The following is a 25,034-nucleotide window of genomic DNA, read 5'->3' as shown; positions in this document are numbered from 1 at the left end:
CACCGCCTGCGCACCCCCACCGGCCTGGACGGCGACCCCATCCCCGTCGACCTCGCCGCCAACGCCGCCAGCCTCGGCGCCGACGTCATCCGCGCGTCCACCCCCGGCGACCTGCGCGACGCGCTCCACCAGGCGCGCAAGTCCCCCCGGACCACCGTTATCCACATTGAGACGAACCCCTTGGCAGGCACCCCCGACAGTGCGGCATGGTGGGACGTCCCGGTCGCAGAGGTGTCGGCGCTGGACTCCGCCCGGGAGGCTCGCGCCCGATATGAGCGGGATAGGCGCGCGCGCCGCCATCATCTGTGATCAACTCCTCAGACCGACCATTCGGGGAGAAACGGAGAGCAGCCGATGAGAGGCGTTTTCGCGCGCGGGAAGTCCAGGGGTCTCGCTGTGCTGGCCGCCGCGGGGCTGCTGGCGCTGAGCGCCTGCAGCAGCTCGGGCGGCAAGAAGTCCGAGGAGACGCCGGAGGGCGCCGGCCCCCGGCTGAAGATCGCGATGGTCACGCACTCCGGCGCGGGCGACACCTTCTGGGACATCGTCCAGAAGGGCGCGAAGGCCGCCGCCGCCAAGGACAACGTCGAGTTCCTGTACTCGGCCGACCCGGACGGCGGCAAGCAGGCCCAGCTCGTCCAGGCCGCGCTCGACAAGAAGGTCGACGGCATCATCGTCACCCTCGCCAAGCCGGACGCGCTGAAGGACGTGCTGGCCCGCGCCGCGGCCGCGAAGGTCCCGGTCGTGTCGATCAACTCCGGCGCCGAGGAGTCGGCGAAGCTCGGCGCGGTCGCGCACTTCGGGCAGGACGAGTCGATCGCCGGTGAGGCGGCGGGCACGGAACTGGCGAAGATCGGCGCCAAGAAGGCGCTGTGCGTCGTCCACGAGCAGGGCAACGTCGGCCTGGAGGACCGCTGCGCCGGAGCCAAGAAGACGTTCGGCGGCGACCTGCAGAACCTGTTCGTCCAGGGCACCAACATGCCGGAGGTGAAGTCGTCCATCACGGCCAAGCTCCAGGCCGACAAGAGCATCGACGGCATCCTCACGCTCGGCGCGCCGTTCGCCGCGACCGCCGTCGACGCGGTGAAGGAGACCGGCGGCAAGGCCAAGGTCGGCACGTTCGACCTGAACAAGGACCTCATCGCCTCGATCAACTCCGGGGCGATCGAGTTCGCCGTCGACCAGCAGCCCTACCTGCAGGGCTACGAGGCCGTCGACGAGCTGTGGCTGCTGAAGAACAACGGCAACGTGCTCGGCGGCGGGCGCCCCGTGCTGACCGGGCCCGCGATCGTCACCAAGCAGAACGCCGGGCAGCTCGAGGCGTTCGCGAACCGGGGGACGCGGTGACCCAGACGGTGGCCGAGCCGCCGGTGGCCCGCCCCGACGAGCGCCTGGCCCGGCGGTCGCCGCTGCGGCGGCTGCTGGGCCGCCCGGAGCTCGGCGCGCTGCTCGGCGCCCTGGCGCTGTTCGTGTTCTTCTCGGTCGTCGCCGACGCGTTCCTGCGCGCCGGGTCGTTCTCCACCGTGCTCTACGCGGCCTCCACCTTCGGGATCATGGCGGTCGGGGTGTCGCTGCTGATGATCGGCGGCGAGTTCGACCTGTCGGCCGGGGTGATGGTGACCTCCTCGGCGCTGATCGCCGCGCTGACCGCCTACCAGTTCACGCTGAACGTGTGGGCGGGCGTGGTGCTCTCGCTGGTGCTGACGCTGGCGCTCGGCATGGTGAACGGCGTCCTGTACGTCCGGACGCGGCTGCCGAGCTTCATCATCACGCTCGCCACCTTCTTCATGCTCGCGGGCCTGAACCTCGGCGTGACGAAGGCGCTCACCGGCAACGTCGCGAGCGACTCCGTCCGCGACATGGACGGCTTCTCCTCCGCCCGCGCGGTCTTCGCCTCCGACGTCGACGTGCTCGGCGTCAACGTCAAGATCACGGTGTTCTGGTGGCTGCTGTTCACGGCGATCGCCACCTGGCTCCTGCTGCGCACCCGCCTCGGGAACTGGATCTTCGCGGTGGGCGGGGCGTCCGCCAGCGCCCGCGCGGTGGGCGTGCCCGTCGACCGCGTGAAGATCGGCCTGTTCATGGGCGTCGCGTTCTGCGCGTGGTTCTCCGGGATGCACCTGGTGTTCGCGTTCGCGACCGTCCAGTCGGGGGAGGGGATCGGCAACGAGTTCCTCTACATCATCTGCGCGGTCATCGGCGGGTGCCTGCTCACCGGCGGCTACGGCTCGGCGATCGGCGCGGCGATCGGCGCGTTCATCTTCGGCATGACGAACAAGGGCATCGTGTACGCCGAGTGGAACCCCGACTGGTTCCGGTTCTTCCTCGGCGCGATGCTGCTGGTCGCCACCGTGGTCAACCTGGTCGTGCGGCGCAGAGTGGAGCGGTCGGCATGACGGAGGCGAAGGAGGCGCCGCTCATCAGGCTGACCGGCGTCGGCAAGAACTACGGCAACGTCATCGCGCTGCGCGACGTCGACCTGGAGGCGTCCGCCGGCGAGGTCACCTGCGTCCTCGGCGACAACGGGGCCGGCAAGTCCTCGCTCATCAAGGTCGTCGCCGGGCTGCACCGCCACGACAGCGGAACCTACGAGGTGCGGGGCGAGAAGGTGGCCTTCGGGTCGCCCCGCGACGCGCTCGACCGCGGCATCGCGACCGTCTACCAGGACCTCGCGGTCGTGCCGCTCATGCCGGTCTGGCGCAACTTCTTCCTCGGTTCGGAGCTGCGCGGGCGCTTCGGCCGCCTGGACGTCGGGTCCATGCGCGAGACCACCCACCGCGAGATGGCCGCGATGGGCATCGACCTGCGCGACGTCGACCAGCCCATCGGGACCCTGTCGGGCGGCGAGCGGCAGTGCGTGGCCATCGCCCGCGCCGTCCACTTCGGCGCGAAGGCCCTCGTCCTGGACGAGCCCACCGCCGCGCTCGGCGTCAAGCAGGCGGGGGTGGTGCTGCGCTACATCGTCCAGGCGCGGGAGCGGGGCCTCGCGGTCGTCTTCATCACCCACAACCCGCACCACGCCTACCCGGTCGGCGACCGCTTCCTGATCCTCAACCGGGGGCGCAGCATCGGCTACCACACCAAGGAGGAGATCACCCGCGAGGAGCTGACCGCCCTCATGGCGGGCGGCAGCGAACTGGAGGAACTCGCCCACGAGCTCGACGCGGCGGGCTCGTCCGCCGCCGCCGCCCAGGTGACGAAGGAGGCCGAAAGCCTGGGCCTCACCGACGACTGACGGCACCCCCCGGGCCGCTCCTCACGGCTCGGGGGACCGCCGGGGCTCGGGCGCGGTGGGAGCCGGGTCGGGGCGGGCGGCGGTGATGTGGTCGGCGAGCTTGCGGACGCGGGCCTCGTGCTCGTCGTAGCCGACGACGACCGGGGGCTCGTTGTAGGGCATCGTGTCGGACGAGCGGCGCAGCTTCACGTACTGGCCGCAGGCGTCGATCGCGTAGGGCTCCATGTCGTCCTGCAGGGCGCCGATGACGGTGATGCCGTGCGTCTCGCCGATCTTGCGGAAGAGCGCCACGGCCTCCTTGCGGTGCTCCTTGCCGAGGTTGCGGCCGAGCTCGTCCAGCACGAGGCACAGCCGGCCGCCGCCGGAGCTGGCGAGCGCCGCCGCGCACACCAGCTTGACGGCCTTCTCGTCCATGAGCGCGGTGTTGGCGCGGCGGTTGTAGGGGACGTACCGCTGCCCGTCCGAGCGGCGCCATTTCGGCGTGACGCGCCAGCGCCACTCCTGCTCGGGGTCGCCCGGCTGCTCCGGCGTGGGGAACTCCAGCGTCGCGCCGTACCCCCCGTACGCCACGTCCAGCTTCTCGAACTCCTCCGACACCCGCTGCAGGCGCGCGCGGATCGCGGCCGTCAGCGCCGTGCGGTGCGCCTCGGCCGCGCCGGCCGCCTCCGTCGCGCCCTTCTGCGCCTTGTCCAGGTCGGCGCGGCGCGCCGACAGCTGCACCTCGATCTGCCGCCGCTGGTGCTTCTCGTAGTCCTCCTGCTGGCGCAGGTAGCTCTCCATCGCCTTGACCAGGCGCGGGAACGTGGCCTGCTCGCGGTCGGTGCGGCGGCCCTCGCCCTCGGCGCGCTCGCGCAGCAGGAACCGCATCTCCTCGGGCATGTCCTCGTCGGACGGGCCGTCAGGGAAGACCCGCCGCAGCGCCTCCGACAGGTGCTTCTCGGCGGTGTGCCACCACTCGGCGGGCGTCCAGGTGGCCTCGTCCTCGTCCAGGCCGGACAGCCACTCGGCGGCGCCCTCGCGGGAGCCGCCCCACGCCTTCTCCAGGTCGTCCAGGCCGAGCGCGGCGCGCCTGTCGGCCAGCTCGGACGCGGCGCGGCGGACCTTGTCGCGCTCGCGCTCGTGGCCCTCCTTGCGGCCGCGCAGCCGGTCGACCTCCAGCGCGCGCGTGTCGGCCTTCGCCTGCAGCCGCCGCAGCGCCTGCTCCGCCGCCCCGAGGCGCGGGCCGAGCCGTGACTCGCTGCCGCCCAGCTCCTCCAGGCCCTCGCGCAGCCCCGCCATCGCCGCGCGGACCTCCTCCAGCTCGGCCGCCGCCCGCGCGCCCGCGAGCCGCCGCCCGGCCAGCGCCACGTCGGCGGCGGCGTCGGCCGTGGCCTGCCGCGCGCTCTCCAGCGCCTCCTTGGCGGACTCCACCGCCGTCCTGGCCGCCTGGACGCGGGCCACGCGCCCAGTGACGGGCTCCTTGAAGCCGCCGACGACCACGGCCCCCGTGCCGCCCCCTTCGAGGGCGGCGAAGAAGGCGGCCGGCGCGGGTTCGCAGGCCACGCCCTCCGGGAGCGGCCCGGCGCCGTCCGCGGGCACGATCATGGAGCCGGGCATGCCCTCCAGGGCGGCGACCGCGGCGTCCAGGTCGTCCGCCCCGACGACGACGGCCTCCCGGTACGGCCAGAGGGCCGCCTCCCAGCGCTCCCGGACGTCCTCGGCCAGCTCCACGGCGTCCAGCAGGCCCACCGCCGCGATGCCCGCGGCGGACAGCGCGCGGATCTGCGCGGGCGCGCTGCCCTCGCCCGCCTCCGCCTCGGCCAGGGACCGCTCCGCGCGCGCGACGGCGCCCTTGGCCATCCCGTACTCCTGCTGGGCCTCGTCCCGGCGGGCCTCGGCCTCCGCCAGCTCGGCCCGCGCGGTGTCGCGGTCGCGCCCGTCGGCCTCGCGGCGGCGCTCCTCCAGCGCGGACACGCGCCGGCGCAGCTCGTCCAGGCGGTTGCGGGCGACGGCCTTGTCGGCGCCGAGCTTGTCGGCCTGGCCCTTCAGCTCGGCGAGCGCCGCGCCCGCCTCCTGGAGCCGCGCCTCCAGGGCGCCGCCGGTGAGCTGCTCGATCTCCTTCTCGGCGGCCTTCGCCGCGGCGGCGAGCTCCTCGCCCTCCCGGTGCAGCCGCTCCTGGTCGGCGGCGTGCGCGGCGTCGGCCTCGGCGGCGTCCGCCAGCAGCCGGGCCTGCCGCGTCCGCCAGTGCCGCACGGCCGCGGCCACCTCGTCGCGGGCCCGGTCGCGGCGGTCGAACGTCTTCAGCAGGCTCGCCGCCTCCCGCTCCCACTCGGTGAGCCGCTCGGCCGCCTCCGCGGCCTTGGCGCGCTCGCGGTGCTCCTCCGCGCGGGACTTGCGCTCGGCCTCCAGCTCCCGGTCCAGCCCGGTCAGCGCCGCGATCGCGCTGAAGATGCGCTCCGGGCTGATCTCGTTCAGCGGCTGCGACAGCAGGTTCGTCGCGACCTTGGACCGCACCGACGTCGACAGGAACGACACGCACCGGACCTGCCCCCCGTACAGGACGCGGGACAGGTCCTTCGCGACGAGGTCGCGGCGCCCGGCGCTGCGCGGCAGGCTCGCCCACAGCCGGTCGGCCAGCGACACCCGGTCGGCCTCGGACGGGGCCGACGCCAGGTAGACGCCCTGCCGCCACCGGATCTCCAGGTGCGGCGCGTCGACGTTCACCCGCAGCCACACGGTCACGGCGGTCTCGCCGTGCTCCGCCGCGGTCCCGTCCTCCGAGGTCCCGTCCTCCGCCGCGGCCCCGCCGTCCTCCGGGGGCTCGGCGTGGTCGAAGACCCCGACGATGTACCCGTGGTCGGCGCTGGCCCACTGGCTGTCGCCCTGCGCGGCCAGTTCCGCGTTGAACAGCAGTTCCGCGACCGCACGCGCGCCCGACGCGAACCGCCACTGCTCGTCCCCAAGCAGCGCGGTGATGGCCGCGATGAACGAGGACTTGCCCGCGCCGTTGGAGTCCTTCGGCCCCTGCCCGGCCACCACGATGAGCGTCCCCGGGACGGTCGGCACCGGATGCGTCGACAGCCGCGAGATGTTCACCGCCTGCACGGCCACGAGGGTCCGGTCGCCGACGACGTTCTCGGCGTCGCGCGCGGTCACCATCGGTTCGAGGACCGCCGTCATGTGTGCTCCCCCTGCTCGCGTTCCCGCCCCCTGCGCCGCGCCCGGATCGCCGCCGCGAGCGGCGAGTCCGGCCCGGCGGCCAGGATCAGCTCCTCCTGCAGACGCCTTCGCGCGGCGCCGGTCAGCCGGTGGAACTGCGGCCCCGGCACGAACCCTCCCGCGTCGTCCGCCCCCGCCTTCACCTGCGACACCAGCCCGGCCAGCCGCAGCCGCCGCAGCGCCGACTCCAGCTCCCCGACCGGCAGCTGCGTGCGGCGGCGCAGCTCGTCCAGCGGCGTCGGGTGGGGCGACAGCCACGAGTCGTCCTCCAGCAGCCCCGCCGCCCTCGGGATCGCCACCGAGTGGATCAGCACCAGGGTCAGGACGGCCCGCTCCCGCACCGGCGGGACGCACTCGGGGTCGGCGGCCAGCTCCGCGGCGACGTCGTCGCGGTAGCCGGAGATCCAGCGCGTCTGCTCCGACCGGATGAGGGTCCGCCCGCCGAGCGCGAGCATCTGCTCCACCGTCCTGCGCAGCGCCGGCTCCCGCAGCGCGGCGAAGCGCACCTCCGAGACCGGCTCGGCGGCGTGCTCGACCGCCATGTAGGCCGCCACGAGCTCCGCCCGGCGCCGCTCGTCGTAGGGCCGCAGCACCGGTTCGAACATGTCACTCACCCGCGTCCTCCCCGGTGCCGGGTTCGGGGAGGCGGCGCAGGAGGTCGCGCAGCGACCCCAGGGAGCCTTCCGGCCAGAGCGCGACCCGCGGACCGGGGCGGACGGTGCCGGAGGACTCGTCCAGCAGCAGCCAGCCGGTGTCGGACAGGCGGCGGAGCTCGCCGGTCGCCCAGCGGCGGGCCAGGTCGGTGTCACCGCGCGTCATGCCCGCGTACACCTCCAGGACGTCCGCGACCGTGGACGGCGAGCCCGGCCAGGGGGCGTCGTCCAGGCGCGTCCAGCAGCAGCGCAGGGCCGCGGCGAGGACGCGGCGGGCCTGGCCGGCGCGGTCCAGCGGCATGGGGGCGGTGTCGTACTCCTCCAGCAGCGCGGGCGTCGCGCCGTCCGGCCACTCGGGCAGGAGCCAGACGCGGTCGCCGTCCGCCGCCGCGGCCGTCCCCGGCGGCACCGGCTCGGACACCGGGACGGACGGCCCGCCCAGCACGCGGGCGCGTGCGCGGGCCAGGACATGCGGGTCGACGGTCACCGGTCCGTCCTTTCGAACCGGCCCGGGGACACCCACGTCGGGGAGCCCTCGGGACGCACCGCCAGGCCGTCGGACCAGACGAGGCGGTAGGGCAGTTCGGGGTGCAGGTGGATGGACGACAGGTCCGCGAGCATGCGGCGGGCCGTGGCCCAGTCGTGGGCGAGGACGTCCTCGACCGCGATCGCGTCGTGGCCGCGGAGGATCTGCTCGGCCAGGCCGCGGAGCCTCTCCGTCGCGGCAGTGTCCGAGCCGGTGTCGCCCGACAGGCCCGTGTCCGGGACCGACGGGCGGGGCGGCGCGGGACGCGGGGGCGTGGCGCGCGGGCCGTCCTCCACGGCCGTCACCACGGCGGACGGCTCGTGCCACGGCGCGGGCGCGTCGAACACGAACCCGTCCAGGACGGCGGCGAGGTCCTCGCGGGACGCGGTGCGGGTGAAGGTGCGCCACGTCTCGGGCGGCAGGAGGGTGAGGTTGCGGGTCGTGCCCGCCGAGTCCGACAGCCGGGCGGCGGCGCGGCGGGAGGCGTCGCCGTAGGCGTAGATGGCGGCGCGCAGGTCGGTGCAGGTGCGGTCGAGCTGCGGCCAGCGGCGCAGGATCGCGCCGTGCAGCCGCTCGGCGCGCAGCAGGATCTCCTCGGTGCCCCAGAGCTTCGGCGCCTGCTCCCGTAGCTCCTCGATGGTGCCGTTGGTGAGGGTGACCAGCTCGACGCTCCACAGCCGGAACGCGCGGGCGAGGCCGTCCGCGCCGTCGCGGGCCTGCTCGGGCGTCATGCGCGGGTCGGCCACGTTGAGCTGCTCCAGCGCGAGGAGCCGGTGCATCTCGCTCTGGCCGCCGTCCAGCATCATCCGCCGGACGAACATCAGCCCGACGACGCTCGTGAACGAGGCCCTGTAGCGCAGCTGGTTCGGCTTGGGGAACACCTCGCGGACGGCGCCGAGCCCCTTCAGCACCCGCAGCCGGTTCTCGAAGACCTCGGCCGGGTAGCGGCGGCACACGTACCGCATCTGCTCGCGGCTCAGCCCGTCCTCGCCCGCGTCGGCGAACGCCGCGAGCAGCGTCTCGGCGACGTCCACGAGCTCCGGGTCGTCGACGACGGCGCCGCTGTCGCGGGCCAGCGCCGCGAACATCTGGCGGTAGACGCCCAGCACGGCCTCGCCGACCAGGACGTCGTCGAGGCTGGCGGCCGTGTTGTCGGAGGCAGGGGACACGGCGCACTACGGTACGGCCACCGCGCCGCCAAGGTGGAATCGGCGCGGTCGCGCCCCGGCCTGCGGGCGTTCCCGCGCGCCCGGTGGACGCGCGGGAACCGCGGAGGTCAGCCGGCGGGGGCCGGGTGGGGGATGGACTTGTGCTCCAGGTACGCGTGCAGGCCCTCGGGGCCGAGTTCGCGGCCGAGGCCGCTGTTCTTGTAGCCGCCGAACGGGGTGTTCGGGTCGAGGGTGTACATGTTGACGCCGCAGCTCCCGGTGCGGATGCGGCGGGCGACCTCCACGCCGTGGTCGACGTCGGAGGTCCATACCGAGCCGCCGAGGCCGTAGTCGCTGTCGTTGGCGATCTTGATGGCGTCGGCCTCGTCCTCGTAGGGGATGAGGACGAGGACCGGGCCGAAGATCTCCTCGCGGGCGATGCGCATGTCGTTGCCGACGTCGCCGAAGACCGTGGGCGCGACGTACCAGCCGCGGTCGTGCGGGCGGTTCAGGCCGCCGGTGATGATCTTGGCGCCCTCGTCCTGGCCGATCCGGATGTAGTTCTCCACGCGCTCCTGCTGCCGCTTGGCGACCAGCGGGCCGATCTCGCAGCCGTAGTCGGCGGGGTCGCCCACGTTGAGGCCGCTCACCATGGTCGCGAGCGCGTCGGCGACCTCGTCGTAGCGGCGGCGGGAGGCGAGGATGCGGGTCTGCGCCGCGCACGCCTCGCCGTTGTTCATCAGCGAGGCGAGCTTGAAGCCCTCGACGGTGGCGGCGAGGTCGGCGTCGTCCAGGATGATCGCGGCGGACTTGCCGCCGAGTTCGAGGGTGACCCGCTTGAGCTGCTCGCCGCAGACCGCGCCGATCTTGCGTCCGGCGGCGGTGGAGCCGGTGAAGGACACCTTGTCGACGTCGGGGTGCGCGACGAGGTAGGCGCCGACCTCGCGTCCGGCGGGGACGAAGTTGACGACGCCCTCGGGGATGCCCGCCTCGCGGATCCACTCGGCGAGCAGGTAGGTGTCGAGGGGGGTCTCGGGGGAGGGCTTGGCCACGACGGTGCAGCCGGCGATGAGCGCGGGCGCGAGCTTGAGCATCAGCGTGAACTGCGGGACGTTCCACGGGACGATCGCCGCGACGACGCCGACCGGCTCCTGGGTGACCGTGACCGGGCCCAGCATGCCCTGCCGCTCCTCCTCCCAGGTGTAGGTGGCGGCGAGGTCGACGTAGTACTGGAGCACCATCTGCGGGATGGCGGCCTGCCCGAACACCGAGAACATGATGGGCGAGCCCATCTCGGCGGTCACGAGGTCGGCCATCTCCTGCTGGCGCTCGGCGTAGATCGCGGAGAGCCGGCCGACGATCTCGGCGCGCTCGGCGGGGGTCATCCGCGGCCAGGGGCCCTCGTCGAAGGCGCGCCGCGCCGCCGCGACGGCCGCGTCGATGTCGGCCTCGGTGCCCTCGGGCACCCGCCCGATGACCTCCTCGGTGTGCGGGGACACGACGTCGATCACGCCGGTGCCGGCCGGTGCGGCCCACTCGCCTCCGATGAACAGCCGATCGTGCTCGCGCATGCTGCTGTGCCTCCCCTGCCCGAAGGGCCGACGCGGGTAACCGAATGCTTGCTTGGCCACAGCATCGCATGACGTCCCCGGGCGTTGGCAAGAGGAAATGAGACTGGAGTCTCATTTGATAGAACGGGCCCATGGCCGAGATCGCGGACGTCTGGTCCGACCCCGCCTGCCCGTACACCTGGATCACGTCCCGGTGGCTGCTGGAGGCCGCGAGGGTCGGCCCGCACGTCGGCACGCCCGTCGTCGCGGTCGGCGAGGTCGCGTTCTTCGGGCCGGTCCTGTCGCGGGTCCCGCGCGGCGAGGAGGCCGGGCGGCTCTGGGACGGGACGCTCCTCGTCGCCGGGGTGCCCGGCTTCCACGAGCTCAAGGGGGTCCCGCACGCCGACCCCGACCCGTCCTAGAGCAGGTGGGCGTTCGGGCGGCGGGCGCGCTCGGCGAGCGCGGGCAGCTCGACCGCCTCGACGCCCGCGGCCTCCAGGATCTCCGCGCCCGTGCCCGCGGCGAACAGGGCCGGCTCGCGCCAGGCGAACACGACGCGCCGGGCGCCCGAGGCGACGATCAGCTCCGCGCACGTGCGGGGGCGCGACGCGCGGTGCCCGCACGGTTCGAGGGAGCTGTAGACGGTCGCGCCGGCGAGGTCGCCGGCCGTCCTTCGGAGGGCGGCCTCCTCGGCGTGGTCGTGCGGGTCGTCCTCGCGGGAGAAGCCGCGCGCGATCTCCCGCCCGTCCGTGCCGACGATGACCGCGCCCACCGAGAACGCGGTGCGCGAAGGCGGGCACAGCGCCGCGAGGTCGCAGGCCAGCGCCAGCCAGCCGAGGTCATCCACGCGCGCCTCCGATCAGGTAGCGCAGCAGGGCGAGGTCGCCGATGCGGGTGGCCTCCGCGAGCCGCATCGGGCGGGCCGGCGACTGCGGGAACACCCCGGACCGGACGAAGCGCGGCGCGGACGGGTCACCGATGAAGAACGGCGCCACGACGAGCTGGATCTCGTCCACCGCGTCGGCGGTGAGGAACAGCGTGTGGATCCCCCCGCCGCCCTCGACCATCAGCCGCCGGACGCCCCGGGACGCGAGGTCGGCGAGCACCGCGCTGAGCGCGGGCGGGTCGCCGGCGTCCACGACATCGGCGAGGCCGTCCAGCCGGGCCGCGAGTTCCGGCGCGGTGCCGGTCGGGGCGTACACGAGCTTCGGGGACTCGCCCGTGGTGAAGAACTTCGCGCCCGGGTCGAGGTCGCCGCTCCAGGTCAGCGTCACCTTGGTGAGGTCGGCCGGGAGCCCGCGCGCGACGCGCTGCTCCCGCCGCGCCGCGGAGCGCACGAGCAGCCTCGGGTCGTCGGCCCGGACGGTCCCCGCGCCGACGAGGATCGCGTCGCAGCCGGCGCGCACCGCGTCGACCCGGTCCCAGTCGGCCGTGCTGGACAGCCGCAGCCGCTCCGGAGTCGCGTCGTCGATGTAGCCGTCGGCGGACATCGCGCAGCTCAGCAGCACGTAGGGGCGCTCGCTCACGCCGCCACCCTACGGGAGCGCCGCGCCCGCGGACGCCGCCGCCCGCGGAGATCGTTTGAGGCGACTCGGCGTTTCTGCGCCGGATGTGTCGGAGGGGGTGCCTATGGTTGCTGCGACATGCGAATCCTGCACACCTCCGACTGGCATCTCGGCAGATCGTTCCACCGCGAGGACCTGCTGGCCGCACAGGCGGCGTTCGTCGACCACCTGGTCGAGACCGCCGAGGCGGAGCGGGTCGAGTGCGTGCTGGTCTCCGGGGACGTCTACGACCGGGCCCTGCCCGCCGTCGACGCCGTCCGGCTGTGCGACGAGGCCCTGAAGCGGCTCGCCGACCGCACCAGGGTCGTCGTCATCGCGGGCAACCACGACTCCGCGCGCCGCCTCGGCTTCGGGTCGGGGCTGATGGACGCCGCGGGCGTGCACGTCCGCACCGACTTCGCGACCGTGGGGGAGCCCGTCGTCGTGGGCGACGCCGCGATCTACGGCATCCCCTACCTGGAGCCCGAGCTCGTCCGCCACCCGTGGGAGCTGGACGAGCGCAGCCACGCCGCCGCGCTCACCGAGGCGATGCGCCGCGTCCGCGCCGACGCCGCGCGCCGCGACGAGCTCTCGGTCGTGCTGGCGCACGCGTTCGTCACCGGCGGCGAGTCCAGCGAGAGCGAGCGCGACATCTCGGTCGGCGGGTCCTCGCAGGTGTCGGCGTCGGTGTTCGACGGCGTCGACTACGCGGCGCTCGGCCACCTGCACGGCCGCTGGAGCATCACCGACCGCGTCCGCTACTCGGGCTCCCCGCTGGCGTACTCGTTCTCGGAGGAGAAGCACGTCAAGGGCTCCTGGCTGGTCGACCTGCGCGCGGACGGCGTGGCCGCGGAGTTCGTGGAGGCGCCCGTCCCCCGGCGCCTCGCCCGGGTCCGGGGCCGCCTCGACGACCTGCTCACCGACCCGTCCTACGACGAAATCGAAGACCGCTGGCTCCAGGTCACGCTGACCGACGAGCGCCGCCCGTCCGCCGCGATGGAGCGGCTGCGCCGCCGGTTCCCGCACACGCTCGTCCTCGGCTTCGAGCCCGAGGGCGGCGGCGCGGACGGCGCCCGCACGTGGTCGGGCCGCGTCCGCGAGCGCTCCGCCCTCGACGTCGCGGGCGACTTCGTCGCCGAGGTCACCGACGGGCCCGCCACCGACGCCGAGCGCGCGCTCCTGCACGAGGCCTTCGAGGCGTGCCGCCGGAAGGAGGCCATGGCGTGAGGCTGCACCGGCTGGAGATCGCGGCGTTCGGGCCGTTCTCGGGGACGGAGCTCATCGACTTCGACGCGCTGTCCGACGCCGGGCTGTTCCTCATCCAGGGCCGGACGGGCGCGGGCAAGACGAGCATCCTCGACGCGGTCTGCTTCGCGCTCTACGGCCAGGTGCCCGGCGTCCGCAACGCGGTGAAGGGGCTGCGCAGCGACCACGCGCCGCCCGGCGCGGGGCCGCGCGTGGTGCTGGAGACGACCATCCGGGGCCGCCGCATGCGCATCACGCGCTCGCCCGCCTGGGAGCGCCCCAAGCTGCGCGGGTCCGGGACGACGACCGAGCACGCCAAGGTCGTTCTCGAGGAGTTCGAGCACGGCGCGTGGGTCGGGCTCACCACCCGCCTCGATGAGGCGGGCGACCTCGTGTCGCGGATGCTCGGGATGACCGCGGTCCAGTTCTGCCAGGTGGCGATGCTGCCGCAGGGGGAGTTCGCCGGGTTCCTGCGCGCCGGCGCCGAGGAGCGCCGCAAGGTGCTGGAGCGGCTGTTCGCCGCCGAGGTGTTCGCCCAGGTCGAGAAGTGGCTCGCCGACCGGCGCGCCGCGACCGGCCGGGAGGCCGCCGAGCTCGGGGCGCGCGCCGTCTCGATCGCCGACCGGATCTGCGAGACGACCGGCGCCGCGTCGCCGCGCGGGCCCCGCCCGGCCGTCCCGGCGCCGCGCCGCGGGGAGCCCGTGGTCGAGCCGTTCGCCGAGGTGGAGGCGCTGCCCGCGTGGGCCGCCGAGCTGGCGGGCGGCCAGGAGGACGTCCGCGCGGTCGTGGAGGAGCTGCGCGCGGGCGTCGCCGCCGCCGCGCAGGCGGCGCGCGAGGAGCTGGAGGAGGCGAGGGCGCTCGCCGACCGGCGGCGCCGCCACGCCGACGCGCTCGCCAGGCGCGACGCGCTGGCCCAGCGCGCGGAGGAGAAGTCGCGGCTCGCCTCGCGGCTCGACGCCGCCGCCCGCGCCGACCGGGTCGTCCCGCTGGTCAGGGACGTCCAGGCCCGGCACGGGGAGGCGGCCCGCGCCCGGCGCTGGGCCGAGGAGACCCGCTCCCGGGTCGCGGCGCTGCTGCCGCCGAAGGCGCCGCAGGACGTCCTCGCCAAGGCCGAGCGCCAGCGCCGCGACGAGGTCGCCGCGCTGGAGGGCCGCCGGGCCGCCGCCGCCCGCCTCCGCCAGATCGGCCGCGACCGCGAGGCGCTGGCCGGGGAGCTGCGGCGGCTGGAGCCGGAGGACGCGCGGATCCGCGCCGCCCTCGCCGAACTGCCCGCGCTCGTGGAGGGGCGCCGCGCCGAGCTGGACGAGGCCCGGCTCGCCGCCGCCGGGCGCTCCGGCGCCGCGGCCGCCGTCCAGGACGCCGGGCGCCGCCTCGACGCGGCGCAGCGCCGCGACCAGGTGGAGCACCGGCTCGCCGAGGCGGAGGCCGGGTACCGGACGGCGGTCGACGCCGCCCAGGACGCCCGCCAGCGCGTCCTCGACCTCCGCCAGGCGCGGCTGGACGGCATGGCCGCCGTCCTCGCCGAGGAGCTGGTGGACGGCGAGCCCTGCCGGGTCTGCGGCTCCACCGAGCATCCGGCCCCCGTCACCTCGCTCGCGATCATCCCGACCGAGGAGCAGGTGGAGGAGGCGCAGGCCGAGGCCGACGGCGCCCAGGACGTCCGGGAGCAGGCCGCGACCGCGGTCGGGGAGCTGCGCACCGAGCGCGACAAGCTGCTGGAGATCGCCGGCGAGGCGGACGCGGACGCCCTCGCCGCCGAGCTGGCCGAGGCGCAGGCGGCGCTGGCGGCGGCGGAGGCCCGCGCGGCCGAGGCCGAACGCCTGGAGGCGGAGCTGCACCGGCACGAGCAGGAGCTCGACCGGGTCCGCACCGCGCAGGAGGAGACCGGCCGGGCCCTCACCGAGAACCGCACCCACGACCGGGAGCTGGCCGCCGAGCAGGCCCGGCTCGCCGCCGAGCTGGACGAGGCGCGCGGCGGCGACCCGACACTGGAGGCCCGCATCGCCAGGCTCGGCGAGGAGGCCGACGCGCTCGCCGCGGCGGTCGAGGCGGTCCGCGCCTACGGGCGCGCCGACGAGGAGCTGGCCGCCGCCCGCGCGAAGGCGGGGCAGGAGGCCGCGGAGCAGGGGTTCCGCACGCCGGAGGAGGTCCTCGAAGCCGCGCTCTCCGACGAGGACCAGGGCGTCCTGCGCGACCGGGTCCGCAAGCTCGACGACGAGGAGGCCGAGGTCCGAGCCCTGCTCGCCGACCCGGAACTGGTCGCGGCCGCCGCCGCGCCCGCCCCCGACCTGTCCGCCCTGCAGGCGGCGGTCGCCGCGGCCGACGCGGCGCACACCGGGGCCGCGAACGCGGCCGACCGCGCGCGGCACCGCTGCGAGCGCCTCGCGGAGCTGCGCATGGAGCTCGCCGCCGCCGTCGGCGAGTGGCGCCCCGCCGCCGCGCGCCACGAGGTCGCCGAGCGGCTCGCGGGCCTCGCCTCGGGCAAGCACGCGGCGAACCGGCACGCCATGTCGCTGTCGGCGTACGTGCTGGCCGCCCGCCTCGAACAGGTCGTCGCCGCCGCGAACGAGCGGCTGCACCGCATGTCCGGGGGCCGCTACGCCCTCGTCCACACCACCGACAAGGCGGCGGGCGACCGCTCCAAGGGCGCCGGGGGCCTCGGCCTGCGCGTCGCCGACTCCTGGACGGGCCTGGAGCGCGACCCGGCGACCCTGTCGGGCGGCGAGTCGTTCATCAGCTCGCTGGCGCTGGCGCTCGGGCTCGCCGACGTCGTCACCGCCGAGGCGGGCGGCACCGAGATCGGCACCCTGTTCGTCGACGAGGGGTTCGGCACGCTCGACGAGGAGACCCTCGACGAGGTCATGGACGTCCTCGACGGCCTGCGCGACGGCGGCCGCGCGGTCGGCATCGTCAGCCACGTCGCCGAGCTGCGCGCCCGCATCCCCGCCCAGCTCCGCGTCACCAAGGACCGCGCCGGCTCCACCGCCGCGGTCGTCGTCTGACGCGGTGGCCGTTCGACGCGGTCACCGGCGGGCGGCGCCGGTCAGCCGGAGATGTACTGCAGGATCACGTTGTGCACGTGGTGGCTCTTGTCGGCGCCGCGGAACTCGACCTCGTAGGTGTGGGTGCCGACGTTGATCGCGATCGAGCCGGTGGAGAAGTAGGACCCGGCCCACGACTTGTTGCTGACCACGCTCACCGAGGTGATCCTGGAGTAGGGGACGCTGGTGATCGCGTACTTCTTGCCGGCGAAGCTGCGGTCCTGGACGATCACCCGGCGGTCGGTGAGCCCGATGAACCCGGTGCCCGTACCGACGGCGTCGTAGACGGCGATGATCTGCTCGCCGGGCAGCAGCCCGCTCTCGATCTGCTTGAGCTGCCCCGACCTGTCGTGCTCGACCCCGTCGCCCATGGCTCCTCCGGTGCTGGTGGCATTCGTCCCGTTCCGTAGCGAGTGTCTCAGCCGCCGGGGGTGGACCGGGCGGCTTCCAGGAAGCCGACGCACCGGCCGAGGAGTTCGATCAGCGTCTCCCGCTCGGCCTCGGTGAACTCGGCGGCGAGCCCCCGCTCGACCCTGACCGCGCGGACGTCGGCCCTCTCCAGGACGGCCGCGCCCTCGGCGGTGAGCCGCGTCTCCAGGATGTTGCGGTGCCACTCGTGCGGGGTGCGCTCGATCAGCCCGCGCTCCTGGAGGTTCTTCAGGACGGTGTTCATCGTCGGCGGGGTGACCGCGCACGCCCTGGCCAGCGCGGCGGCCGACATGCCCGGGTTGTCGGCGAGGTGGAGCAGGGCCGCGTACTGGGGGACCGTGAGCCCGCTCGGCTTGATCGCCGCCTGCTTGGCGCCGTTGAGCGCCTGCTCCGCGCGCTTGAGGTGGGAGCCGAGCCGCTCCGGGACGGGCAACGAGGTCATCGGGTCTCCTTCGTGGATACCCCGTCCGATAGGGCGGGGAGGAAACGAAGCTCCTGGAGGGAAAGCCGGTTCGCCGCCAGGGTGGACCGGCGTCCGCCTGCAACTACCTGCGCTCCGCCACGAACTGAGGGAACATGTGAGCCGTGAGGGCCACCCCCGTGAAGCGGGCGTTCAAATACCGCTTCTATCCGACCGATGCGCAGGCGGCAGAGCTGTCCCGCACGTTCGGATGCGTGCGGAAGGTCTACAACCTGGCCCTGGCGGCACGTACGGAGGCGTGGGCGCGGCAGGAGCGGGTGAACTACAACCAGACGTCGGCGATGCTGACGGCCTGGAAGAAGACCGAGGAGCTCGCGTACCTCAACGAGGTGTCCTGCGTCCCGCTCCAGCAGGCCCTGCGGCACCTCCAGACGGCGTTCGCGAATTTCTTCGGCAAGCGCGCGAAGTACCCGCGCTTCAAGTCGCGGAAGAGGTCGCGCAGGTCCGCCGAGTACACCACCAGCGCGTTCCGGTTCCGTGACGGCGAGCTGACCCTGGCCAAGATGCCGGAACCGCTGGACATCGTGTGGTCCCGGCCGCTCCCTGAGGGTGCGTCGCCGTCCACGGTGACGGTGTCGCAGGACGCGGCTGGACGCTGGTTCGTGTCCCTGCTGTGCGAAGACCCGTCCGTCCAGCCGCTCCCCGCCGCAGATACCGTCGTCGGCGTAGACGTCGGGCTCGACCACCTGCTGACCCTCTCGACCGGGGAGAAGATCTCCAACTCCCGCCACGAGCGGCGCGACCGCGCCCGCCTCGCCAAGGCGCAACGGCAGCTCGCCCGCAAAGCCGAGGGCGACGGAGCGAACCGGGCCAAGGCGCGCCGGAAGGTCGCCAAGGTCCACGCCCGCATCGCCGACCGCAGGCGCGATCACCTGCACAAGCTCACCACTCGACTCGTTCGTGAAAACCAAACGATCGTGATCGAGGACCTCGCAGTTCGGAACATGGTGAAGAACGGCAGCCTGGCCCGCGCCATCAGCGATGCGGCCTGGTCGGAGTTCCGGAGCATGCTGGAGTACAAGGCCCAGTGGTACGGCCGCGAAGTGATCGCGATCGACCGCTGGTTCCCCTCGTCCAAGCTGTGCTCGGTCTGCGGCGCCCTGGCCGACGAGATGCCGCTGAACGTCCGCGAGTGGACGTGCGACTGCGGGACGACCCATGACCGGGACGTCAACGCCGCTAAGAACATTCTGGCCGTCGGGCTGACGGCGTCTGTCTGTGGAGCCGGTGTAAGACCTCAACGGAGTACTCCGGGCGGGCAGTCGGCGATGAAGCAGAAACCCCAGCGGGTGACCGCTGGAATCCCCCGCCTGTAGGCGGGGGAGGAAGTCAATCCCGCATGGTATCGAGCCTTCCGGCAGAAGACCGTTGACGAGTATTAGGGTTCTAACTATCGTATGTACGCGTACTAACGAACTAACTCGAACGGAGAATCATGTCGCGCATCCAGCGCACCACCGCGGCCGCGGCCGCGGCGCTCGCCCTCGCGGTCCTGCCCGCGTCCGTCGCCGCCGCCCCGCCCGCCGGCGCCGCCGCCGCGCGGACGGCCGCCGCGCGGATCTCCACCGCCTACGTCCTGCCGGGCGACCGCGTGTACCCCGAGGGCATCGCCGCCGACCCGCGCGGCGGCGCGATGTACGCCGGGTCCTTCGCCGACGGCACCGTCTACCGGATGCGTCCGGGGCACCGGACGGCGGAGGTGTTCCTGCCCGCGGGGGCGGACGGCCGCCACACCGCGAACGGGTTGAAGGTCGACTTCGCGGGACGGCTGTGGGTCATCGACTCCACGTCCGGCGTCGCGGTCTACGACGCACGGAGCCGCGCCCTGCTGGCGCGGTTCGTCGTTCCCGGCGACGGCGCCCGGTTCGTCAACGACCTCGCCGTCGCCCCCGACGGCGCCGTCTACCTGACCGACAGCACCCGTGCCGTCGTCTACCGGGTCACGCCGCACGACCTGGACGCCGCCAGGGGAGGGACCGGCACGCTCGCGCCGGCCTTCGACCTGAGCGGTGTCCTGGAGCCGCACAAGCCGACCGACTTCACGCTGAACGGGATCGTCGCCGACCCCGCGGGCCGGTTCCTGCTGACCGACGACATGCTCGGCGGCGACCTCTACCGGCTGGACCCGGCGACCGGCGCCGTCCGCAAGGTCGCGCTGAGCGGCGGCGACATGCACAACGCCGACGGCCTCGAACTCCAGCACGGGCGCCTATGGACGGCCAACAACGTCGACAACGTCCTCACCCGCTGGCGCGTCGCGCGGGACGGAACGAGGGCGCGCCTCGAGCGCACGCTGGCGGACCCGTCCCTCCAGCTCCCGACGACGCTCGTCCGCCGCGACGGGACGCTCTACGTCGTCCGCTCGCAGTTCGACAAGGGCGGCCCGCTCGGCGACGGCACCCCGGAGATCCCGTTCACCGTCGCCGCCGTCCGGGGCCTCTGACCGCCCGCAGGCACGGGCCCGCCGTCACAGGTTCGTGAGCAGGACCGCGGGGTTCTCCACGCAGTCGGCCACGAACCGCAGGAACCCGCCCGCCGCGCCGCCGTCGCAGACCCGGTGGTCGAACGTCAGCGAGAGCTGGGTGATCTTGCGGGGCACGACCGCGCCGCCGACCACCCAGGGGCGGTCGATGATCCGGCCGACGCCGAGCAGCGCCGCCTCCGGGTGGTTGATGATCGGGGTGGAGCCGTCGACGCCGAAGACGCCGTAGTTGTTGAGGGTGAACGTGCCGCCGGTCAGCGCCTCGGGCGGCAGCCCGCCCGAGCGCGCGAGGCCGGTGAGCCGGGCCAGCTCCGCGGCGAGCTGCGCGGTCGTCATCAGGTGCGCGTCCCGCACGACCGGCACGACGAGGCCGCGGTCGGTCTGCGCGGCGAAGCCGAGGTTGACGTGCCCGTACCGGACGATCTCCTGCCGGTCGGCGTCGACCGAGGAGTTCAGCTCGGGGAACTCCGCCAGGCCCGCCAGGCAGATGCGGGCCAGGATGGCCAGCAGCCCGATGCCGGCGTCCGGGCGGGTCCGCCGCAGCGCGTCCTTGGCCTCGACCAGGGCGGTGGCGTCGGCGTCCACCCAGGTCGTCGCGTCCGGGATCTCGCTGCGGCTGCGGGTGAGCTTGTCGGCCACGGCGCGGCGGAGCCCGCGCAGGGGGATGCGCTCGGGCATGGGACGGGCGGCCGGCGCCGGCGCCTCGGCGGGCGCCGGCGTCCCGGCGGCAGCGGCGACGGCCTGCTCGACGTCGCGGCGCAGGATCACGCCCTGGGGCCCGGTGGCCGGGATGTCGGCGAGGTCGAGCCCGTGCTCGCGCGCCATCCTGCGGACGAGCGGGGAGATCACGCGGGGGGCCTCCGCCGGGCGGGGAGGCGGTGCCGGGGCCACGGGTGCGGGAGCCGCCGCCGGGGCCTTCGGTCCGCCCGCGCGGCGGCGTCCGCGCCGGCCGGGCCCGTGCCCGGTGCCGTAGCCGATCAGGACGTTGCCGGAGCCGGCCTGCTCCTCCTCGCGGTACCGGGCCGCGTCGGGGTGGAGGTCCGGGGCGGCGCGCACCGCCGCGACGGGCGCCGCGTCGGACCCCGTGCCGGCCGGGCCGACCTCGATGAGCGGTTCGCCGACCGCGAGGATCGCGCCCGCCTCCGCGTGCAGCTTCAGGACGGTCCCCGCGAAGGGGACGGGCACCTCCACCGCGGCCTTGGCGGTCTCGACCTCCACCACGACCTGGTCGACCTCGACGGTGTCGCCCGCGGCGACCTTCCATTCGATGATCTCGGCCTCGGTCAGGCCCTCGCCGAGGTCGGGCAGCCGGAACACCTGCCGGGTCGCGGCGGTCACGAGGCCTCCCTGTCCAGGTGCAGGAGGTCGGGCGTGTCGTCGAACTGGAGCCGGTCGACGGTGTCGAGGACGCGGTCGGCGTCCGGGAGGTGCGAGTGCTCCAGCTTCGGCGGCGGGTAGGGGATGTCGAAGCCGGAGACGCGCAGTACCGGCGCGGCCAGCGAGTGGAAGCAGCGCTCCTGGACGCGGGCCGCGATCTCCGCGCCCACGCCCGCGAAGCCCTGGGCCTCCTGGACGACCACGCAGCGGCCCGTCTTGCGCACCGAGGCGGCGACGGTCCCGTCGTCGAACGGGACGATGGTGCGCAGGTCCACGACCTCGAGGTCGCGGCCCTCGCGCGCGGCGGCCTCGGCGGCCTCCAGCGCTACCGGGACGCTCGGCCCGTAGGCGACCAGCGTCGCGTCCCGCCCCTCGCGGCGCACCTCGGCGCGCCCGAACCCGGGGGCGCGGCGGTTCTCGCGGTCGGTCTCGCCCTTGGCCCAGTACAGCCGCTTCGGCTCCATGAAGATGACCGGGTCCGGGTCGGCGATGGCGTCGCGCAGCAGCCAGTACGCGTCGTCGGCGGTGGCCGGCGTGACGACCTTCAGGCCCGGCGTGTGGGCGTAGTAGGCCTCGCTGGAGTCGCAGTGGTGCTCGACGCCGCCGATGCCCCCCGCGTAGGGGATGCGGATCACCATCGGCAGCGACAGGCGGCCGCGGGTGCGGTTGCGGAACTTGGCCACGTGCGAGGCGATCTGCTCGAAGGCCGGGTAGGCGAAGGCGTCGAACTGCATCTCCACCACGGGCCGGAAGCCGCCCATCGCCATGCCCACGGCCAGGCCGACGATCCCCGACTCGGCCAGCGGGGTGTCGAAGCAGCGGTCCTCGCCGAAGTCGCGGGTCAGCCCGTCGGTGATGCGGAAGACCCCGCCGAGCGGGCCCACGTCCTCGCCGAAGACCAGGACCCGCTCGTCCTCGGTGAGCGCGTCCCGCAGCGCGGTGTTCAGCGCCTGCGCCATCGTCATCGCGGGCATGTCAGTCCTCTCCGGGCATCATCTCGGACGCCAGCAGGGCGCGCTGCTCGCGCAGCTGCGGCGTGGGTTCGGCGAAGACGTGGTCGAACAGCTCGAACGGGTCGGCCTCCGGGTCGGCGGCCATCCGGTTGCGCAGCCGCGCGGCGTACTCCTCGGCGGCCTCGTTCGCCGCGGCGACGTCCTCCGCGGAGAGCAGGCCGCGCCCGCGCAGGTGCGTCTCCAGCCGGGTGAGGGGGTCGGCGGCCTCCCAGCGCGCGACCTCCTCGTCCTCGCGGTACCGGGAGGCGTCGTCGGCGTTGGTGTGGGAGTCCATGCGGTAGGTGTGCGCCTCGACCAGGAACGGCCCGCTGCCGGAGCGGGCGTGCTCGACGGCGGCCGTCAGGACCGACAGCACCGCGACCAGGTCGTTGCCGTCCACCTGCTCGGACCGGATGCCGTACCCGACGCCCTTGTAGGCCAGCGCGGGCGCGGCGGTCTGCTTGGCCAGCGGCACCGAGATCGCGTACTTGTTGTTCTGGACGAAGAACACCACGGGCGCGCGCAGGACCCCGGCGTAGTTGAGCGCCTCGTGGAAGTCGCCCTCGCTGGTCCCGCCGTCGCCGACGAAAGCCATCACCACGCCGTCCTCGCCCTTGCGGCGCATGGCGTCGGCCATGCCCACGGCGTGGATCGTCTGGGTGGCCAGCGGCGTGCACTGGGGCGCGACGCGCGTGGCCACGGGGTCGTAGCCGCAGTGCCAGCCGCCGCGCAGCAGCGTGAGGACCTCGACGGGGTCCATGCCGCGGGCGACCAGCGCCACCGAGTCGCGGTACGTCGGGAACAGCCAGTCGTCCTCGCGCAGCGCGAGCACCCCGGCGACCTGGCAGGCCTCCTGACCGCGGCTGGACGGGTAGACGGCCAGCCGGCCCTGCTTGGTCAGCGCGGTGGCCTGCCGGTCGAAGCGGCGGCCCAGCACCATCCGGCGGTAGGCCTCGACCAGCGCACCGTCCTCCGGCGCCTTGTACCCGGCGGGCGCTCCGGCGTCCGTGCCGTCCTCGGCGACGAAGCGCACCGGGACGGGGGAGGGGAGGAGGCCCTCGGCCTCCTGGTGAGGTGTCCGCACGGACATGGCGCCGCTCCCTTCCTGTGGACGGTTGTCGGTTCGATCGTCCGCTCGGACGACGATCTGCTCAAGACATCAGGCACAATGGGCGACAAATGGCTTGTTCAGCGGCTATGGGGGCACCAATTGTCATCGGAGGCGGGGGCTGAGGGCATCCGGCCCGGACGTTCTGCCGCGCGGCTGGACGCCGTGGACCGCGCGATCATCGCCGAGCTGCTGCGCGACGGCCGGATCTCCGTGCGGGCGCTGGCCGAGCGCGTGCACGTCTCGCGCGCCAACGCCTACGCGCGGCTGACCCGCCTGACGGACGAGGGCGTGATCACCGGCTTCACCGCGGAGCTCGCCCCGCACAAGGCCGGCCTCGGCACCAGCGCGTACGTCTCGGTCACCATCGAGCAGAACTCCTGGCGCTCGGTCTCGGCCCGGCTCCAGGACACCCCCTACGTCGAGCACTTCGCGATGGTCGGCGGCGACTACGACGTCCTGGCCCTGGTCAGGGCCCCGGACAACGAGGCGCTCAGGCACGTGGTGCTGGAACGCATCCAGGACATCCCCGGTGTCCGGGCCACGCGCACCTGGCTGGTCTTCGACGAGGCGCGGGGCCGGGGAGCGCAGTGGGAGAGCTGGGACGACTGAGGTCCCGGCCGTCCCGCGGGCCGGGCGTGCCGCCCTTCTTGCACCCTCGCGCGGCCTGTGTCACGCTGAATACAGACCGCTCGGTCAGTAAATAGGCCGAGTTCAGCCGGGTCCCCAGCGGGAGGAGCCCATGACGACGACGCCGCAGGCCGCGCCGCAGCCGGCGCCCGCCGAGCAGTTCGAGGCGACGATCGCGCGCAACGACCGGATCGAGCCGCGCGACTGGATGCCCGACGCCTATCGCAGGACGCTGGTCCGGCAGATCGCCCAGCACGCGCACTCGGAGATCATCGGGATGCAGCCGGAGGGCAACTGGATCACCCGGGCCCCCTCGCTGCGCCGCAAGTCGATCCTGCTGGCCAAGGTCCAGGACGAGGCCGGCCACGGCCTCTACCTCTACTCGGCCTGCGAGACCCTCGGCGTCTCCCGTGCCGAGCTGACCGAGATGCTGCTCACCGGCCGGCAGAAGTACTCCTCGATCTTCAACTACCCCACGCTCTCCTACGCCGACGTCGGCACCATCGGATGGCTGGTGGACGGCGCGGCGATCTGCAACCAGGTCCCGCTGTGCCGCACCTCCTACGGCCCCTACGGCCGGGCGATGATCCGCATCTGCAAGGAGGAGTCGTTCCACCAGCGGCAGGGCTACGAGCTGCTGATGACGATGATGCGCGGCACCGACGAGCAGCGCCGGATGGTCCAGGAGTCGGTGAACCGGTTCTGGTGGCCGTCGCTGATGATGTTCGGGCCGCCGGACGCGAACTCGCCGAACTCCGAGCGGTCCATGGCGTGGGGCATCAAGCGCAACAGCAACGACGAGCTGCGCCAGCGTTTCGTCGACATGACCGTCCCGCAGGCCGAGGCCCTCGGCGTCACGCTCCCGGACCCCGACCTGCGGTGGAACGAGGAGCGCCAGGCCCACGACTTCGGCGAGCCCGACTGGTCGGAGCTCTCGGCCGTCATCAAGGGCGAGGGCCCCTGCAACGCCCAGCGGCTGGCGCACCGCCGCCGCGCCCACGAGGAGGGCGCGTGGGTCCGCGAGGCGGCGACCGCCTTCGCGCGCAAGCAGGCGGCCCGCGGTCAGGAAGCCCGGAGCAGTGCGGACGCAGGGCGCGAGGAAGGAGCCGAGGCATGAGCGAGTGGCCGCTCTACGAGGTGTTCGTGCGCGGCAAGCGCGGCCTCAACCACGTGCACGTCGGGTCGCTGCACGCCCCCGACGACGAGATGGCCGTCCGGCACGCGCGCGACGTGTACACGCGCCGCAACGAGGGCGTGAGCATCTGGGTGGTGCGGTCGGACGCCATCACCGCGTCCAGCCCGGACGAGAAGGACCCGCTGTTCGCCCCCAGCGGCGACAAGGTGTACCGGCATCCGACGTTCTACGAGATCCCCGAGAACGTCCCCCACATGTGAAGG

The 25,034-nt window shown here is 74.1% G+C and carries 23 protein-coding genes and 1 pseudogene; 12 read left to right on the top strand and 12 right to left on the bottom strand.

What is annotated here, in order from left to right; genetic code table 11:
* From AB0C21_RS31005 to AB0C21_RS30990, 4 genes are all read left to right on the top strand, one after another.
* Nucleotides 1-309, top strand: a 309-nt coding sequence (locus AB0C21_RS31005) for a thiamine pyrophosphate-dependent enzyme (RefSeq protein ID WP_500208983.1), incomplete at its 5' end; no start/stop codon positions are given.
* 45 nt (nt 310-354) lie between these two features.
* Nucleotides 355-1,344 (top strand): sugar ABC transporter substrate-binding protein, encoded by a 990-nt coding sequence (locus AB0C21_RS31000; RefSeq protein ID WP_500208982.1) that lies wholly within the window; start codon nt 355-357, stop codon nt 1,342-1,344.
* Complete coding sequence (locus tag AB0C21_RS30995) at nt 1,341-2,393, top strand: ABC transporter permease (protein ID WP_500208981.1); 1,053 nt, start codon at nt 1,341-1,343, stop codon at nt 2,391-2,393. The genes AB0C21_RS31000 and AB0C21_RS30995 overlap by 4 nt, the downstream gene beginning before the upstream one ends.
* Nucleotides 2,390-3,232: an ATP-binding cassette domain-containing protein gene (locus AB0C21_RS30990; protein ID WP_500208979.1), complete on the top strand. Its 843-nt coding sequence runs from the start codon at nt 2,390-2,392 to the stop codon at nt 3,230-3,232. The genes AB0C21_RS30995 and AB0C21_RS30990 overlap by 4 nt, the downstream gene beginning before the upstream one ends.
* 21 nt (nt 3,233-3,253) lie before the next feature.
* Here AB0C21_RS30990 and AB0C21_RS30985 read toward each other — a convergent pair whose 3' ends face one another.
* The 5 genes from AB0C21_RS30985 to AB0C21_RS30965 all read right to left on the bottom strand — a co-directional run bounded on the left by AB0C21_RS30985 (nt 3,254) and on the right by AB0C21_RS30965 (nt 10,328).
* A complete protein-coding gene (locus tag AB0C21_RS30985) occupies nt 3,254-6,391 on the bottom strand; it encodes a coiled-coil domain-containing protein (protein WP_500208977.1) in 3,138 nt (1,045 codons plus the stop codon).
* Nucleotides 6,388-7,035, bottom strand: a complete 648-nt coding sequence (locus tag AB0C21_RS30980; RefSeq protein WP_500208986.1) for a DprA-like winged helix domain-containing protein — start codon at nt 7,033-7,035, stop codon at nt 6,388-6,390. The genes AB0C21_RS30985 and AB0C21_RS30980 overlap by 4 nt, the downstream gene beginning before the upstream one ends.
* 1 nt (nt 7,036) lies before the next feature.
* Nucleotides 7,037-7,570 (bottom strand): hypothetical protein, encoded by a 534-nt coding sequence (locus tag AB0C21_RS30975; RefSeq protein ID WP_500208975.1) that lies wholly within the window; start codon nt 7,568-7,570, stop codon nt 7,037-7,039.
* Nucleotides 7,567-8,778, bottom strand: coding sequence for a hypothetical protein (locus tag AB0C21_RS30970; protein WP_500208974.1), 1,212 nt, complete (start codon nt 8,776-8,778; stop codon nt 7,567-7,569). The genes AB0C21_RS30975 and AB0C21_RS30970 overlap by 4 nt, the downstream gene beginning before the upstream one ends.
* A gap of 107 nt (nt 8,779-8,885) precedes the next feature.
* Nucleotides 8,886-10,328, bottom strand: a complete 1,443-nt coding sequence (locus tag AB0C21_RS30965) for an aldehyde dehydrogenase (RefSeq protein WP_500208973.1) — start codon at nt 10,326-10,328, stop codon at nt 8,886-8,888.
* Nucleotides 10,329-10,543: 215 nt separating this feature from the next.
* Between AB0C21_RS30965 and AB0C21_RS30960 the strand changes: the two are divergent.
* Nucleotides 10,544-10,729: pseudogene (locus tag AB0C21_RS30960) on the top strand (mycothiol-dependent nitroreductase Rv2466c family protein); the annotation flags it as partial.
* On the opposite strand, the gene AB0C21_RS30955 reads toward AB0C21_RS30960, so the two are convergent.
* Together AB0C21_RS30955 and AB0C21_RS30950 are read right to left on the bottom strand one after the other, a co-directional pair.
* Complete coding sequence (locus tag AB0C21_RS30955) at nt 10,726-11,154, bottom strand: cytidine/deoxycytidylate deaminase family protein (RefSeq protein WP_500208971.1); 429 nt, start codon at nt 11,152-11,154, stop codon at nt 10,726-10,728. The pseudogene AB0C21_RS30960 and the gene AB0C21_RS30955 sit on opposite strands and share 4 nt — an antisense overlap.
* Nucleotides 11,147-11,833 (bottom strand): RibD family protein, encoded by a 687-nt coding sequence (locus AB0C21_RS30950; protein WP_500208969.1) that lies wholly within the window; start codon nt 11,831-11,833, stop codon nt 11,147-11,149. Before AB0C21_RS30950 ends, AB0C21_RS30955 begins: the two co-directional genes overlap by 8 nt.
* 117 nt (nt 11,834-11,950) lie before the next feature.
* Between AB0C21_RS30950 and AB0C21_RS30945 the strand changes: the two genes are divergently transcribed.
* Nucleotides 11,951-13,078, top strand: coding sequence for an exonuclease SbcCD subunit D (locus tag AB0C21_RS30945; RefSeq protein ID WP_500208968.1), 1,128 nt, complete (start codon nt 11,951-11,953; stop codon nt 13,076-13,078).
* On the top strand, nt 13,075-16,098 hold the full coding sequence (locus AB0C21_RS30940; protein WP_500208966.1) for an AAA family ATPase: 3,024 nt from the start codon (nt 13,075-13,077) through the stop codon (nt 16,096-16,098). Before AB0C21_RS30945 ends, AB0C21_RS30940 begins: the two co-directional genes overlap by 4 nt.
* A 41-nt stretch (nt 16,099-16,139) precedes the next feature.
* Here AB0C21_RS30940 and AB0C21_RS30935 read toward each other — a convergent pair whose 3' ends face one another.
* Complete coding sequence (locus tag AB0C21_RS30935; protein WP_500208964.1) at nt 16,140-16,508, bottom strand: PH domain-containing protein; 369 nt, start codon at nt 16,506-16,508, stop codon at nt 16,140-16,142.
* Between the two features lie 47 nt (nt 16,509-16,555).
* Nucleotides 16,556-17,008 carry a MarR family winged helix-turn-helix transcriptional regulator gene (locus tag AB0C21_RS30930; RefSeq protein WP_500208962.1) on the bottom strand — a complete coding sequence of 151 codons (453 nt, stop codon included), beginning with the start codon at nt 17,006-17,008 and terminating at the stop codon, nt 16,556-16,558.
* 158 nt (nt 17,009-17,166) lie between these two features.
* On the opposite strand from AB0C21_RS30930, the gene AB0C21_RS30925 reads away from it, so the two are divergent.
* A complete protein-coding gene (locus tag AB0C21_RS30925) occupies nt 17,167-18,363 on the top strand; it encodes an RNA-guided endonuclease InsQ/TnpB family protein (protein WP_500208985.1) in 1,197 nt (398 codons plus the stop codon).
* A gap of 119 nt (nt 18,364-18,482) precedes the next feature.
* Nucleotides 18,483-19,490, top strand: a complete 1,008-nt coding sequence (locus AB0C21_RS30920) for an SMP-30/gluconolactonase/LRE family protein (protein ID WP_500208961.1) — start codon at nt 18,483-18,485, stop codon at nt 19,488-19,490.
* 24 nt (nt 19,491-19,514) lie between these two features.
* Here AB0C21_RS30920 and AB0C21_RS30915 read toward each other — a convergent pair whose 3' ends face one another.
* Genes AB0C21_RS30915 through pdhA form a run of 3 tightly spaced genes read right to left on the bottom strand, consistent with a single transcriptional unit; the run spans nt 19,515 to nt 22,988 of the window.
* Complete coding sequence (locus AB0C21_RS30915; protein WP_500208959.1) at nt 19,515-20,867, bottom strand: dihydrolipoamide acetyltransferase family protein; 1,353 nt, start codon at nt 20,865-20,867, stop codon at nt 19,515-19,517.
* A complete protein-coding gene (locus tag AB0C21_RS30910; protein ID WP_500208957.1) occupies nt 20,864-21,880 on the bottom strand; it encodes an alpha-ketoacid dehydrogenase subunit beta in 1,017 nt (338 codons plus the stop codon). The genes AB0C21_RS30915 and AB0C21_RS30910 overlap by 4 nt, the downstream gene beginning before the upstream one ends.
* Before the next feature lies 1 nt (nt 21,881).
* On the bottom strand, nt 21,882-22,988 hold the full coding sequence (gene pdhA / locus AB0C21_RS30905) for a pyruvate dehydrogenase (acetyl-transferring) E1 component subunit alpha (protein ID WP_500208955.1): 1,107 nt from the start codon (nt 22,986-22,988) through the stop codon (nt 21,882-21,884).
* Between the two features lie 120 nt (nt 22,989-23,108).
* Between pdhA and AB0C21_RS30900 the strand changes: the two genes are divergently transcribed.
* The 3 genes from AB0C21_RS30900 (at nt 23,109) to paaB (ending at nt 25,031) form a co-directional block, all read left to right on the top strand.
* Complete coding sequence (locus tag AB0C21_RS30900; protein WP_353820844.1) at nt 23,109-23,618, top strand: Lrp/AsnC family transcriptional regulator; 510 nt, start codon at nt 23,109-23,111, stop codon at nt 23,616-23,618.
* A gap of 130 nt (nt 23,619-23,748) precedes the next feature.
* Nucleotides 23,749-24,753 carry a 1,2-phenylacetyl-CoA epoxidase subunit PaaA gene (gene paaA, locus AB0C21_RS30895; RefSeq protein ID WP_500208953.1) on the top strand — a complete coding sequence of 335 codons (1,005 nt, stop codon included), beginning with the start codon at nt 23,749-23,751 and terminating at the stop codon, nt 24,751-24,753.
* The gene (gene paaB / locus AB0C21_RS30890; RefSeq protein WP_089315753.1) at nt 24,750-25,031 is read left to right on the top strand and encodes a 1,2-phenylacetyl-CoA epoxidase subunit PaaB; all 282 of its coding nucleotides are present in this window, start codon (nt 24,750-24,752) and stop codon (nt 25,029-25,031) included. The genes paaA and paaB overlap by 4 nt, the downstream gene beginning before the upstream one ends.
* The last annotated feature ends 3 nt before the right edge of the window (nt 25,032-25,034 follow it).

It is taken from the genome of Spirillospora sp. NPDC049024 (assembly GCF_040649235.1).
GTDB lineage: Bacteria > Actinomycetota > Actinomycetes > Streptosporangiales > Streptosporangiaceae > Spirillospora.
This window is presented reverse-complemented; position numbering and strand designations above follow the sequence as displayed.